The sequence below is a fragment of the Nocardia sp. NBC_00508 genome (genome assembly GCF_036346875.1).
Classification (GTDB): domain Bacteria; phylum Actinomycetota; class Actinomycetes; order Mycobacteriales; family Mycobacteriaceae; genus Nocardia.
Window position 1 is genome coordinate 1,216,081 of record NZ_CP107852.1, and the last position, 12,805, is coordinate 1,228,885.

The 12,805-nt window shown below is 68.9% G+C and carries 12 protein-coding genes; 7 read left to right on the top strand and 5 right to left on the bottom strand.

From position 1 onward, the window contains the following. Positions 1-49 precede the first annotated feature (49 nt). From OHA40_RS05345 to OHA40_RS05360, 4 genes are all read left to right on the top strand, one after another. Positions 50-406, top strand: a complete 357-nt coding sequence (locus OHA40_RS05345) for a DUF485 domain-containing protein (protein WP_330231955.1) — start codon at positions 50-52, stop codon at positions 404-406. Beyond that, positions 403-2,040: a solute symporter family protein gene (locus OHA40_RS05350; RefSeq protein WP_330231956.1), complete on the top strand. Its 1,638-nt coding sequence runs from the start codon at positions 403-405 to the stop codon at positions 2,038-2,040. Before OHA40_RS05345 ends, OHA40_RS05350 begins: the two co-directional genes overlap by 4 nt. 51 nt (positions 2,041-2,091) lie before the next feature. After that, a complete protein-coding gene (gene acs, locus OHA40_RS05355) occupies positions 2,092-4,047 on the top strand; it encodes an acetate--CoA ligase (protein WP_330231957.1) in 1,956 nt (651 codons plus the stop codon). Positions 4,048-4,345: 298 nt separating this feature from the next. Continuing rightward, positions 4,346-4,792 (top strand): QcrA and Rieske domain-containing protein, encoded by a 447-nt coding sequence (locus OHA40_RS05360; RefSeq protein ID WP_330231958.1) that lies wholly within the window; start codon positions 4,346-4,348, stop codon positions 4,790-4,792. A 15-nt stretch (positions 4,793-4,807) separates the two neighbouring features. On the opposite strand, the gene OHA40_RS05365 is transcribed toward OHA40_RS05360, so the two are convergent. From OHA40_RS05365 to OHA40_RS05375, 3 genes are all read right to left on the bottom strand, one after another. After that, positions 4,808-5,275, bottom strand: coding sequence for a VOC family protein (locus tag OHA40_RS05365; protein WP_330231959.1), 468 nt, complete (start codon positions 5,273-5,275; stop codon positions 4,808-4,810). Between the two features lie 83 nt (positions 5,276-5,358). After that, positions 5,359-6,087 carry a hypothetical protein gene (locus OHA40_RS05370; protein ID WP_330231960.1) on the bottom strand — a complete coding sequence of 243 codons (729 nt, stop codon included), beginning with the start codon at positions 6,085-6,087 and terminating at the stop codon, positions 5,359-5,361. Then, positions 6,075-7,064 (bottom strand): hypothetical protein, encoded by a 990-nt coding sequence (locus OHA40_RS05375; RefSeq protein ID WP_442943929.1) that lies wholly within the window; start codon positions 7,062-7,064, stop codon positions 6,075-6,077. The genes OHA40_RS05370 and OHA40_RS05375 overlap by 13 nt, the downstream gene beginning before the upstream one ends. Positions 7,065-7,185: 121 nt before the next feature. Here OHA40_RS05375 and lspA point away from each other — a divergent pair, with 121 nt between their 5' ends. Genes lspA through OHA40_RS05390 form a run of 3 tightly spaced genes read left to right on the top strand, consistent with a single transcriptional unit; the run spans position 7,186 to position 9,360 of the window. Continuing rightward, on the top strand, positions 7,186-7,779 hold the full coding sequence (gene lspA, locus OHA40_RS05380; RefSeq protein WP_330231962.1) for a signal peptidase II: 594 nt from the start codon (positions 7,186-7,188) through the stop codon (positions 7,777-7,779). Beyond that, entirely contained in the window at positions 7,776-8,702 is a 927-nt protein-coding gene (locus tag OHA40_RS05385; RefSeq protein WP_330231963.1) for an RluA family pseudouridine synthase, read from the top strand. Before lspA ends, OHA40_RS05385 begins: the two co-directional genes overlap by 4 nt. Beyond that, positions 8,695-9,360 (top strand): hypothetical protein, encoded by a 666-nt coding sequence (locus OHA40_RS05390; protein ID WP_330231964.1) that lies wholly within the window; start codon positions 8,695-8,697, stop codon positions 9,358-9,360. The genes OHA40_RS05385 and OHA40_RS05390 overlap by 8 nt, the downstream gene beginning before the upstream one ends. A 104-nt stretch (positions 9,361-9,464) precedes the next feature. Here OHA40_RS05390 and OHA40_RS05395 read toward each other — a convergent pair whose 3' ends face one another. Continuing rightward, positions 9,465-10,283: a PhzF family phenazine biosynthesis protein gene (locus OHA40_RS05395; protein WP_330231965.1), complete on the bottom strand. Its 819-nt coding sequence runs from the start codon at positions 10,281-10,283 to the stop codon at positions 9,465-9,467. Between the two features lie 79 nt (positions 10,284-10,362). Continuing rightward, on the bottom strand, positions 10,363-12,786 hold the full coding sequence (locus OHA40_RS05400; protein WP_330231966.1) for an HAD-IC family P-type ATPase: 2,424 nt from the start codon (positions 12,784-12,786) through the stop codon (positions 10,363-10,365). Positions 12,787-12,805 lie beyond the last annotated feature (19 nt).

Below are 12,805 nucleotides of genomic sequence, written 5' to 3' on the forward strand. Positions count from 1 at the left end.
CTGGTTTACCGTCCTCGAGAAGTAAGCCACGTCACTTGGTAGGACCATCATGACCAGTACCGATCTCGACGACAGCGCACCGCGGCGAGCGCCGAGCGCAGCGGAATTCGCCGAAGTCCAGGCAAGTCCCCAATTCCAGGAACTACGAAACCGCCTGCGCCGCTTCGTATTTCCAATGACCGCGCTGTTCCTGGTCTGGTACCTCGGTTACGTGCTGCTCGGCGCCTACGCGCACGACTTCATGAGCCGCCCGGTATTCGGCCACGTCAACGTCGGATTGCTGTTCGGCCTGGGTCAATTCGTCTCCACGTTCGCCATCACCGCGTGGTATGTCCGGTTCGCCAACCGGGAACTGGATCCGCGCGCGGCGAGCATCCGCGGCTACCTCGAGGGAGACCGAGCGTGAACACCGTGCACACCTACGCCGCCGCCACGACGGTCGGCAACCCGGTCGCCAATATCGCCATCTTCGGCGTCTTCGTCGTGATCACGATGGTCGTGGTGATCCGGGCCGGCCGCAACAACTCCAGCGCCGCCGACTATTTCACCGGCGGACGCGGCTTCTCCGGCCCGCAGAACGGCGTCGCCATCGCGGGCGACTACCTCTCGGCCGCAAGCTTTCTCGGCATCGCGGGCGCCATCGCGGTCTACGGCTACGACGGATTCCTGTATTCCATCGGATTCCTGGTCGCCTGGCTGGTGGCGCTGCTGCTCGTCGCCGAGATGCTGCGCAACACCGGCAAATTCACCATGGCCGACGTGCTGAGCTTCCGGCTGAAGGAAGGACCGGTGCGCACCGCGGCCGCGCTGTCCACACTGACGGTGTCGCTGTTCTATCTGCTCGCGCAGATGGCGGGCGCGGGCGGGTTGGTCGCGCTGCTGCTGGACATCTCCGACAAGACCGGGCAGTCGGTCGTGATCGCCGTGGTCGGCGTGCTGATGATCGTGTACGTGCTGGTCGGCGGCATGAAGGGCACCACGTGGGTGCAGATCATCAAGGCGGTGCTGCTCATCGCGGGCGCGGCGCTGATGACCGTCATGGTGTTCGCCAAGTTCGGGTTCGACTTCTCCGACATTCTCGGCGCGGCGCAGAACGCGGTCTCCGGCTCGGCGAGCAAGGCCGTCGCCGCGCGCGACGTGCTCGCGCCGGGAGCGCAGTACGGCGGCAGTGCGACCTCGAAGCTGAACTTCCTGTCCCTCGGCCTCGCGCTGGTGCTCGGCACGGCCGGTCTGCCGCACGTGCTGATGCGCTTCTACACCGTGCCCACCGCCAAAGAGGCGCGGCGATCGGTGGTGTGGGCGATCGGCCTGATCGGTGCGTTCTACCTGTTCACGCTGGTGCTCGGCTACGGAGCGGCCGCGATCGTCGGGCCGGACCGCATCCTGGCCGCCGCGGGCGGGCAGAATTCGGCGGCGCCGCTGCTGGCCTTCGAACTCGGTGGCGTGGTGCTGCTCGGCGTCATCTCCGCGGTCGCCTTCGCCACCATCCTCGCGGTGGTCGCGGGTCTGACCATCACCGCGTCGGCCTCGTTCGCGCACGACATCTACGCCAATGTCATCAAGCGCGGCAAAGCCGGTGAGAGCGAACAGGTTCGGGTCTCCCGGATCACCGCGGTGGTGATCGGCGTGCTGGCCATCGCGCTGGGTATCCTGGCCAACGGCCAGAACGTGGCCTTCCTGGTCGCCCTGGCGTTCGCGGTCGCCGCGTCGGCGAACCTGCCGACCATCCTGTACTCGCTGTTCTGGCGGCGGTTCAACACCACCGGCGCGCTCTGGAGCATGTACGGCGGACTGGTTTCGACGATCGTGCTCATCGTGTTCTCCCCCGCGGTCTCCGGCAGCAAGTCCGCCATGCTGCCCGGATCGGATTTCGACTGGTTCCCGCTGCCCAACCCCGGCATCGTCTCCATCCCGTTGGCCTTCGCACTCGGCATTGTCGGCACCTACCTGGGCGGGAAAACCGAGAACCCGGCCAAGGCCGCCGAGATGGAAGTCCGCTCGCTCACCGGCGTCGGCGCCGAAAAGGCGGTAGTGCACTGATCACTGACCGGTATTCCCTGCCCCTCTTGCTCTTTCGTTAGGAGACTTCGCGTGACCAGCGCTACCACCGACAACCGCGACAACGCCGCCTACCCGCCGACCCAGGAGTTCGCCGCACAGGCGAATGCGGATGCGGCGCTGTACGACCGGGCGCGGGATGATCGGCTGGAGTTCTGGGCGGAGCAGGCCGGCAGGCTGCATTGGCATCGACCGTTCGAGCAGGTGCTGGACTGGAGTGACGCTCCGGTGGCCAAGTGGTTCGTCGGCGGCAAGCTCAACGTCGCCTACAACTGCGTGGACCGCCACGTGCTGGCCGGACACGGCGACCAGGTCGCCATCCACTGGGAGGGCGAACCCGGCGACACCCGCGCCATCACCTACCGTGAACTGCTCGCCGAAGTATCCAGGGCGGCGAACCATTTCACCGAACTCGGGTTGCGCGCGGGTGACCGGGTGGCCATCTATCTGCCGATGGTGCCCGAGGCGATCGTGGCCATGCTGGCCTGCGCCCGCCTCGGGCTCACGCACTCGGTGGTCTTCGCCGGGTTCTCCCCCACCGCGCTGCGCCAGCGGGTCGACGACGCCGAGGCACGGCTGATCATCACCACCGACGGCCAGTGGCGACGCGGCAAGGCGGCGCCACTGAAGGAGGCCGTCGACGAGGCGCTGTACGCCCACGGCGATGTCCCTTCCAGCGTGGAACACGTGCTGGTGATCCGTCGCACCGGCATCGAGGTGCCGTGGACCGAAGGCCGCGACCTGTGGTGGCACGAGACCGTCGCGGTGGCCTCCCCGGAACATGAGGCACAACCCTTCGATGCCGAACATCCCCTGTTCATCCTCTACACCTCCGGAACCACCGGAAAACCCAAAGGCATCCTGCACACAACCGGCGGCTACCTCACCCAAACCGCCTACACCCACCACTACGTCTTCGACCACAAACCCGGCCAGGACGTCTACTGGTGCACCGCCGACATCGGCTGGGTCACCGGCCACAGCTACATCGTCTACGGCCCCCTGGCCAACCGGGCCACACAGGTGCTCTACGAGGGCACCCCAAACTTCCCGGACGAGCACCGGCACTGGCAGATCATCGAAAAATACGGCGTCACCATCTACTACACCGCACCCACCCTGGTGCGCACCTTCATGAAATGGGGCCGCGATATCCCCGACGCGCACGACCTGTCCAGTCTGCGGCTGCTGGGCTCGGTCGGCGAACCGATCAACCCCGAAGCCTGGCGCTGGTACCGCGAGGTCATCGGCGCGAAGAAGACACCGATCGTGGACACCTGGTGGCAGACCGAGACCGGCGCCATCATGATCTCCCCCCTGCCCGGCGTCACCGCCACCAAACCCGGCGCCGCGATGGCTGCGCTGCCCGGCATCTCGGCCGAGGTCGTCGACGAAGACGGTAACGCGGTGCAACACGGCGAAACCGAGGCCAACGGCTACCTCGTGCTCGACCAGCCGTGGCCGTCGATGCTGCGCGGCATCTGGGGCGACATGGAACGCTACCGAGCAACCTACTGGGATCGTTTCGCCGACCGCGGCTGGTACTTCGCCGGCGACGGCGCCAAACTCGACACCGACGGCGATCTCTGGGTGCTCGGCCGCGTCGATGACGTCATGAACGTCTCCGGCCATCGCATCTCCACTGCCGAAGTCGAATCCGCCCTCGTCGGACACGCCGGCATCGCGGAGGCCGCGGTCGTCGGGGCCACCGACGCCACCACCGGCCAAGGCATCGTCGCCTTCGTCATCCTCACCGCCGAAGCCACCGACACCGGCGCCGCGCTGATCACCGAACTGAAAGCCGAAGTCACCCGCCAGATCAGCCCGATCGCCCGACCGCGGGAGATCCACGTCGTGCCCGAACTGCCCAAAACCCGCAGCGGCAAAATCATGCGCCGCCTGCTGCGCGACGTCGCCGAAGGACGCGAACTCGGCGACACCTCGACCCTGGTAGACCCGAAGGTGTTCGAATCGATCACCCGCGGGTAACCACCAGAGAGCGGCGGACCCGGCCACAAAGCGGATGAGGGGGTCCGGGTCCGCCGTTCGTATCTCACTTCGATCCTTGCCGGGCTATCGGAATCGACGATGCCTCAGGCGCCACCGAGACGACGCTTCGGGCACACCGGTTTTCAGGCTGTACCGACACGGCTGGGATCGCACCGATTGAACCGCCGGGTCGCACTCCTTCGTGGACAAGGCGAACGCGCTACCGGCACAACGCCGAGTAGCGCGATCGCTCGACGGCAGGCAACGCGCCTGCCGCGGTTGATGAGGAGCGCGACACATGACATTCGACGAACAGGTCCACACCCGGCGCAACGTGGTCATCGCGGGCGCGGGCACCGTCGCCGCCGCGGCGGTGCTGGCCGCCTGCGCCAACGACGCGAAAGACAATGCGTCACCTGCGACGAATCCCGCCCCGGGCGGCCCGCCCGCCGCCGGGGGTCAACCGGCGAAGGTGCTCGCCAAGACGACCGATATCCCGGTCGGCGGGGGCGTGATCGTGGGCGACACCGTGGTGACCCAGCCCAGCGCGGGCACCTTCGTCGGGCTGTCCTCGATCTGCACGCACGCGGGCTGCAAGGTCGTCAAGGTGTCCGGCGGCACCGTCGACTGCGCCTGCCACGGCAGCAAGTTCGGCCTGGACGGCTCGGTCGCGAAAGGACCGGCCGCCACCGCGCTCGCCCCGAAAAGCATTCGGGTGGAAGGTGATTCGATTGTCGCCGGGTGACGTCGGCGGCTGGGCTCAGGACCCGCCGAACTGCTCGGCCATCCTGCGGTCCATCTCCTCGGGGGGCACGTCCTCGACATGGGTGGCGACGGTCCACCGGTGTCCCCAGGGATCCTCGAAGGCGCCGCTGCGATCGCCGTAGAACTGGGTGGTCATGGGCGTGAGTTCCGTGGCGCCCGCGGCCAGCGCGGCGGCGAAGGCGGCGTCGGCGTCCTCCACGTACACGTAGAGGTTGACCGGCGTGCCGCCGACCGTCTTCGGGTCGAGGAAGTCCATATCGGGCGCCGGATCGCCGAGCATGACGACCGAATTGCCGAACATCAGCTCGCAATGCGCGATCTTGCCTCCCGGACCGGGCATCCGCATTCGCTCGGTGGCGCCGAAAACGTTCTGGTAGAAATCGATCGCCGCCGCCGCGCCGTCGATAGCCAGCCCGGGCGAGACCACCGGATAGCCCTCGGGAATGGGTTTGACATCAGACATGGTTGACCTCCGGTCGAGGCGTTGTGTCGGACCATGTCGAGCCTATTCCCGCCGACCGCCGGACCGAGCCGGATCGTCGGAAATCAGGGACCGGCGACGCCCGTCAGCCGCCGCACCTGCGCAGCCGTCAGCGCACTCAGCACCTCCGGGTCGACCGCCTCCGGTGCGGTCACCGCGACCTGCAGCACGGTGCCGCCGACCTGCACGATCGCCACCGACGAGCCGAGCGTCAGCCCCTCGCTGGTGGTGCGCACCTGGAAGGCGGCGACGGCATCGCCCGCGGGTGGCTGGGCGAGCCCGCCGATCCGGTACTCCACCGGGATATCGGTGGCGTCGGCGCCGGAGTATTGCGCGCAGCGGCGCAGTATCTCCTGCACGGCCGAAAACGCGCCCGCGACCGCGTCACGCGGATAACTCGCCGCGTCGATATCGATACTGGAGAAATTCGGCCCGGCGTATTGCGTGGACGCCTGTGCGAGCGCGCCGGAGTATTGCGCGCCGAGCGGACTGAGCACCTTCACGCATTCCGCCGGATTCGTGGGCGAGGCGGCGGCCGTTCCCGCATCGGCGCGCGGCGGCAGGGCGGTGAAGCCCGGCGGCAGGTTCGCGTCGCCGAGCAACCCAGCGCGCAGGCGATCGGAATCGGTCTCGGGTGCCGCGGTGACCGGGGCGGCCGCGACCACAGGACCCAGTGGCGACAGCTCGGGCACTTCGGGCAGTTCGGTGGCGGGCTCGGCGGACCCGCAGCCCGCGACGAGCACGGCGGACAGGGCCGCGGTCAGCAGGCCGCACGCGCGGATCACTCGGCCCACGACACCTGCGTATCGATCGTCTGCCGCAGCGTGCTGGCGGTGCGTGGATCGCGGTAGGACTGGTGCCCGCCGACGGTGATGGACCCGGCCACCGGCAGCGGCAAGCCGAGATCCACGGTTATGGTGCCCGTGCCCTGCATGACGTAGTCCCGGATGTCCAGGGTGCCCGCATTGTTCGGCAAGTTCCACACCAGCGACTTGGGCTTCTGCGTGACGTGCAGTTCGATGGTGAGCCGATCACCGTCGCGCGCGGTCAGCGTGGCGGTGGTCACCTGGTCGAGCAGGACGCCGCCGGTCACCTCCTGCTGCACGGTCCACACCGCGCCTTCGCCGACGGGCTGGTCGGGGAACGTGACCGAGCGGTAGACCGCCTGGTAGAACGCCTGCTCGAGGGCCGCGCGCGCGGTGTTGGAGGCGTCCGGCGCCGACTCGAGCCGCAGCGCGGTGATCGCGCCGAGATCGCTGAGGTCGAAGCCCGCGTGCGAGCCGCCGATCTTGGTGAGCGCCTTGGAGAGCGTCGGGTCCGGGGAGGTGACCGCGCCGAGGGTCAAATCGATGCCCTCGGCGGTGGTCTGCGCGGTCATCGGAATGGTCACAGCGGGGGTGGAGAAGTCGCGCTTCGGCTGTTCGTCGAGCTGCTGTTCGATGTGGTGCGCGGTGTAGAGCGTGACCCGTTGCACCGTGCCCGCCGGGTAGTCCGGCCGCAGCAACGACCGTGGCTCGGCCCCGGCCGAGACGATCGTGGGCACCGCGGCCGGGATGGGCACGGTCACTTCCTTACCGATGCCGAGGGGCTCGGTACCGTCGGTTTCGCGGCGCGATTCCGCGCCGTCGGCGCAACCGACGCCGAACGCGGAGAGCCCGACCGCGAGCACCATGAGCAGCACACCTGAGCGCGCGATGCGACCGGAGCACGCACTCCGTCCGGAGTGCGCGTTCCGTGGAAGGTGGGGGTAAGGCAACACCGTCACGAGCAACAGAGTACGACCGCTTCCTGAGTGTCAGCTGGGACATCGGAGTGGGCGCGCCATACGAATACGAACCGCCCGTCCGCCGGGGCAATCGGACGCGCGCACCAGTCGCGATTCCGCTCGAGAGATGATGGTCGGCGTGAGTGACGACCGGCCGCCCGAGGAAAGCCAGACAGACACCGCCGATCCGACGACGATCCCGCCGCAGCGGTTGCGGACGCTGCTCGTCATCGCCGCGGTTCTACTCGGCCTGGATCTGCTCACCAAGACCCTCGCGGTCGCGAACCTGACGCCGGGCGATCCGGTGTCGATCATCGGCGACTTCGCACGCCTGAGCCTGGTACGCAATCCCGGTGCGGCGTTCTCCATGGCCACCGGCATGACCTGGTTGCTGACCCTGGTCGCCGCCGCCGTCGTGGTCGGCGTGGTGCGCATCGGCCGTACCCTGCGCTCGCTGTGGTGGGCGATCGGCCTGGGCATGGTGCTCGGCGGCGCGCTGGGCAACCTGGTGGACCGGCTGTTCCGCGCGCCGGGTCCGCTGCAGGGGCACGTGGTCGATTTCGTCGCGATCGGCTGGTGGCCGGTGTTCAACGTGGCCGACTCCGCCATCGTGTGCGGGGCGGTCCTGCTCGTGGTGCTCACCGTGTTCGGCTTCGAGCCGAACGGCACACGGGTCGGCCACGGCAAAGCGGACGGCGCGGGCGAGAGCAGCGCGGCATGAGGGAGACCAGGACCATGCCCGTCCCCGACGGGCTCGACGGCATGCGGGTGGACTCGGGCCTGTCCCGTTTGCTCGGCCTGTCCCGCACCGCCGTGGCCGCGCTGGCCGAGGAGGGCTCGGTGCAGCTCGACGGCATCGCCGCGGGCAAGTCCGACCGGCTCACCGCGGGAGCGTGGCTCGAGGTGGAGTTCCCGGAACCCCGGCGGGAGCTGACCATCGAGGCCGAGCCCGTGGAGGGCATGAAGATCCTCTACGCGGACGACGACATCGTCGCGGTGGACAAGCCGGTCGGCGTGGCCGCGCATACCGGCGTCGGCTGGAACGGGCCGACCGTGGTGGGCGGGCTGGCCGCGGCGGGCTACCGCATCTCCACCTCGGGCGCCCACGAACGGCAGGGCATTGTGCACCGCCTCGATGTCGGCACCTCCGGTGTGATGGTGGTCGCCCAGTCCGAGCACGCCTACACGGTGCTCAAGCGCGCGTTCAAGCAGCGCACGGTCGACAAGCGGTATCACGCTGTCGTCCAGGGGCATCCGGATCCCAGTAGCGGCACCATCGATGCCCCGATCGGCCGGGCGCGCGGCAACGACTGGAAGTTCGCCGTCACCGCCGACGGACGCCCGAGTATCACGCACTACGACACCGTCGAGGCGTTCCCTTCGGCCAGCCTGCTGGACATCCACTTGGAAACCGGCCGCACCCATCAGATCCGGGTGCATTTCTCGGCGATTCGCCACCCTTGCTGCGGCGATCTCACCTACGGCGCGGACCCTCGCCTGGCCGAGCGGCTCGGGCTGCAACGCCAGTGGCTGCACGCCCGGTCACTGGGGTTCCAGCACCCCGCCGACGGCCGCTACCTGGAGATCACCAGCGAGTACCCGGACGACCTGAAACACGCCCTGGACATCTTGCGCAATGCCTGACCGACGGGTACCGGCATGGCGTGGGCCCGCCCTCGCCGCGGTTGCCGTCGCGCTGGTCGCGTTGATCGTCGCGCTCGGCGTGCTGAATCCGCCGCGACAGGACGGGGTGTCCACCGACCGGCTCGGGCCGGATCAGGGCGAACAGGTCGCGGAGTACCTTGCGCGTGCGCGGGATTCGCTGGCCGGAAGCGATGCCGACCAGCATTGGGCGCTGGTGTCGTTCACCGAACCCGTGGCGCCGGAACAGATTCCGGCGCACAGCAGCGGCATGCGTATCGCCGAGGTGTTGTACCGGATAACGCTGCTGCGCGTGCAAACCCCGCTGGTCGCCGTGCCGGTCCCGGAAGGCATTGGTGCGGCGGTGGATTCGGCGCAGTACGCGGCCTGGCTGCTGCCCCGGCCCACCAATGACCGGGCCGCCCGGATCGTCGCGGTCTCCGCCGAGCGCCTGCGGGCAGGGTGCGCGTGTGTCGTCGGGCTCGTCGTCCGCGGTCCGCTGGCGGAATTGCGAAACCTGGCCGCCCGGAACGGTATCCGCGCCGTCCAAGCGCTCCCCGCGGACGCGGTGGCAGGCAGCTTCGCGGTCGTCCCGCTGCTGCCCGAATACCGCGACGTCGTCCTGCCCGGCCCCGACGACGGCCCGGTTCCGGCCCCATAAGCGATCCGCGCGTCCGCACCGGACCGAAAAGCCCGGCCCCCTCCACACGCACCGCAGCCAAGCCTCGTTCGCGCAACAGCGCCGCAGCGGAGATTGCGCGTCTGTCAGTCGGGCAGGGTGACCACCCCGTCGAGGTACCGATGGCAGCGGCCGAACAGCAACACGCGGTCCTCCGCCAGTTCGCAGCGCAGGCTGCCGCCGCGGCGTGACAGCTGCCTGGCGTGCATTTCGGTGCGGCCGAGCTGCTCGCTCCACAGCGGGACCAGCTGGGCATGCGCGGATCCGGTCACCGGATCCTCGGGGACTCCCAACGCCGGAGCGAAGAACCGGGAGACGAAGTCGACCGAGTCGCCGGGAGCGGTGACGATCGCGGCGCGCGACAGCGCCGGGAACGCGGACAGCACCGGCGCGGTGTTCCGCACCTCCTGTTCGGTCGCCACCACGATCACCTCGTCGGTACCGGAGTAGGCGCGCACCGGACGCACTCCGAGCGCCGCGACGAGCGCCGGATCGGGCCGCACCGGAACACTCGGCACGACCGGCAGGTCGAGGACGAACTCGTCGTCATCGGTGCGATCGACATGCAGCCAGCCGCTGCGGGTGTAGAAGCTCACCCGGTCCGCACCGGGATGCATGTCGACCAGGATCTGCGCCGCGCTGGCCAAGGTGGCGTGCCCGCAGAGCGCCACCTCCGCCTTCGGCGTGAACCAGCGGAGGTGGAAGGCGGGCCAGTCACCGGGCGGCACACCCGCCTCGGGCGGTAAGTGCGGGGTGTAGAACGCGGTGTCGGCGAGGTTGTTCTCCTCGGCCAGCTGTTGCAGCAACGCATCCGGCAGCCACGACGGAAGCGGCATCACCGCGGCCGGGTTGCCCGAGAACGGTGCGTCGGCGAACGCGTCGATCTGGTGCAGCAGTACCTCCATATCCGAGAAGGTACTCCAACCCTGAATGCCCCCCTCGCACAAGGCTTCTCGGAATGCGGTAAGTCAGCCGACCAGTCCGTCAGGCTGCCCCGCTCGGCGAGCTGGGGAGCAGTTGCCGCTTGTCTCCGAGCATCGCCGCGCTCATCCACCAGGCAGCCTCCACGAGGACGATGCCGACTGCGCCGCAGATCACCGCCGCGCTGGTGAGTGCGACGTTGGAGGGGTCGAGTTTGAAGAATTCGCGCGTGAACGGAACGGTGAACAGGAAGACGTACGCCGCCACCGACACCGCGATCAGCGCGACCTTCCACCAGACGTACGGCCGCGCCACGATGGCGAGCACCCATACCGCGATCATGATCAGCGTGATGAGCGCGGTGGTGCCCGCCTGGACCTTCTGTTCTTCGCTCGCCTGCGGCCCCGCGTAGGCGATCAGGTAGGCGACGAAGGTGGCCACGCCGATCACGGCGCCCGACGGGATGGCCAACCGCATCACGCGTCCGACGAAGCCGGTGCGGGCGCGCTCGTTGTTGGGCGCGAGCGAGAGGATGAACGCCGGGATGCCGATGGTGAACCAGGCCGCGATCGTCACGTGCCGCGGCAGGAACGGGTAGCCGATAGGCGCATAGTCGAAGATTTGCGAGCCGACTCCGGCGACGCCGACCAGGAACGCGAGCAGCACGGAATAGACGGTCTTGGTCAGGAACAGATTCGAGACCCGCTCGATATTGCCGATCACCCGGCGGCCCTCGCCGACCACGTAGGGCAGCGTGGCGAACTTGTTGTCCAGCAGCACGATCTGCGCCACGGCGCGGGTGGCCGGGCTGCCCGCGCCCATGGCCACGCCGATATCCGAATCCTTCAGCGCGAGAACGTCGTTCACGCCGTCGCCGGTCATCGCCACGGTGTGCCCGCGCGCCTGTAGGGCCGCCACCATGGCGCGCTTCTGATCCGGGCGCACCCGGCCGAAGGTGGTATTGCGGTCCAGCGCGTCGGCCAGCGCGTCGCGGTCCTCCGGCAGCTCCCGCGCGTCGATCGGGTGGTCGCCGCCCGGCAGGTCGAGCGAGGAGGCCACCGCACCGACCGACACGGCGTTGTCGCCGGAGATCACCTTGATCGAAACGTTCTGGCCGGCAAAGTATTCGAGCGTGTCGCGGGCGTCGGGCCGGACCTTCTGTTCCAGCACGACCAGGGCGCCGGGCCGAACGAGACCGGGGGCGTCCGGCGCGTCGACGGGTCGGTCGCTGCGCGCCAGCAGCAGGACGCGCAGACCGGAGGATCCGAGTTCTTCGGCGACGCGCGCGTCCGCGGAGTCCGGGTCGAGCAGCACGTCCGGCGCGCCGAGCAGCCAGTCGCCGTGCTCGCCATAGGAGCAGCCGCTCCACTTCTTGGCCGAGGAGAACGGCGCGACGGCGGTGCGCTGCCAGCCGGGACCGTCCGGCAGGGCCTCGGCGATCGCCTGCACGCTCGCGTTCGGGCGCGGATCGTCGGCGGCCAGCGCGGCCAGCGCGGTACGAACCTCGGCGTCGTCGAAGGTGTCCAGCGTCTTCAGGTCCGACAGCCGCATGCCGTTCTCGGTCAGCGTGCCGGTCTTGTCCGCGCACACTACGTCGACGCGGGCCAGCCCCTCGATCGCGGGCAGCTCCTGCACCAGGCACTTGCGCCGCCCCAGCCGCACCACGCCGACCGCGAACGCGATCGAGGTCATCAGTACCAGCCCCTCGGGCACCATCGGCACCAGCGCGGCGACCATGCCGCTGACCGCGGGCCGCCACGACTCCTTGCTGGAGACCAGCTGGTTGTAGATACTCAGCAGGCCCGCGGGGATGAGCAGGTAGGTGATGAACTTCAGGATCTTGTCGATACCGCTGCGCAGCTCGGAGTGCACCAGGGTGAATTTGCTCGCCTCCTCGGCCAGCCGCGCGGCGTAGGCGTCCCGGCCGACCTTGGTGGCGCGATAGGCGCCGGACCCGGAGACCACGAAGCTGCCGGACATCACCGGGGCGCCGACCGCCTTGTCGATCGGGTCGGCTTCGCCGGTGAGCAGCGATTCGTCCACCTCGAGCAGCGCGGACTCCTCGACCGTGCCGTCCACGACGATCTGGTCGCCGGGGCCGAGCTCGATCAGGTCGTCGAGCACCACCTCGCGCGGCGCGATCTCGACGGCCGTCCCGTCCCGGCGCACGGTCGGCTTGGCCTGCCCGACGATGGCGAGCTGGTCCAGGGTGCGTTTGGCGCGGATCTCCTGGATGATGCCGACCGCGCTGTTGGCGACGATGAGCAGGCCGAACATGCCGTCGATGAGCGAGCCGGTGGCCAGGATCAGGACGAACAGCACACCGAGGATGGCGTTGATCCTGGTGAAGACGTTCGCGCGCACGATGTCGCGCACCGAGCGGCTGGCGCGATCCGGCACATCGTTGGTGCGGCCGTCGCGGCGGCGTTGCTCGACCTCAGCCGAACTGAGTCCAGTGGCTGCGAGCACCTGCACGGTAATCGACATGACCGCAAGGCTACGGGAC

Coding starts and splice junctions, on each gene's coding strand:
- OHA40_RS05345 (WP_330231955.1), top strand. CDS start 50: ATGACCAGTACCGATCTCGACGACAGCGCACCGCGGCGAGCGCCGAGC.
- OHA40_RS05360 (WP_330231958.1), top strand. CDS start 4,346: ATGACATTCGACGAACAGGTCCACACCCGGCGCAACGTGGTCATCGCG.
- OHA40_RS05365 (WP_330231959.1), bottom strand. CDS start 5,275: ATGTCTGATGTCAAACCCATTCCCGAGGGCTATCCGGTGGTCTCGCCC.
- lspA (WP_330231962.1), top strand. CDS start 7,186: ATGATGGTCGGCGTGAGTGACGACCGGCCGCCCGAGGAAAGCCAGACA.
- OHA40_RS05385 (WP_330231963.1), top strand. CDS start 7,776: ATGAGGGAGACCAGGACCATGCCCGTCCCCGACGGGCTCGACGGCATG.
- OHA40_RS05390 (WP_330231964.1), top strand. CDS start 8,695: ATGCCTGACCGACGGGTACCGGCATGGCGTGGGCCCGCCCTCGCCGCG.
- OHA40_RS05395 (WP_330231965.1), bottom strand. CDS start 10,283: ATGGAGGTACTGCTGCACCAGATCGACGCGTTCGCCGACGCACCGTTC.
- OHA40_RS05400 (WP_330231966.1), bottom strand. CDS start 12,786: ATGTCGATTACCGTGCAGGTGCTCGCAGCCACTGGACTCAGTTCGGCT.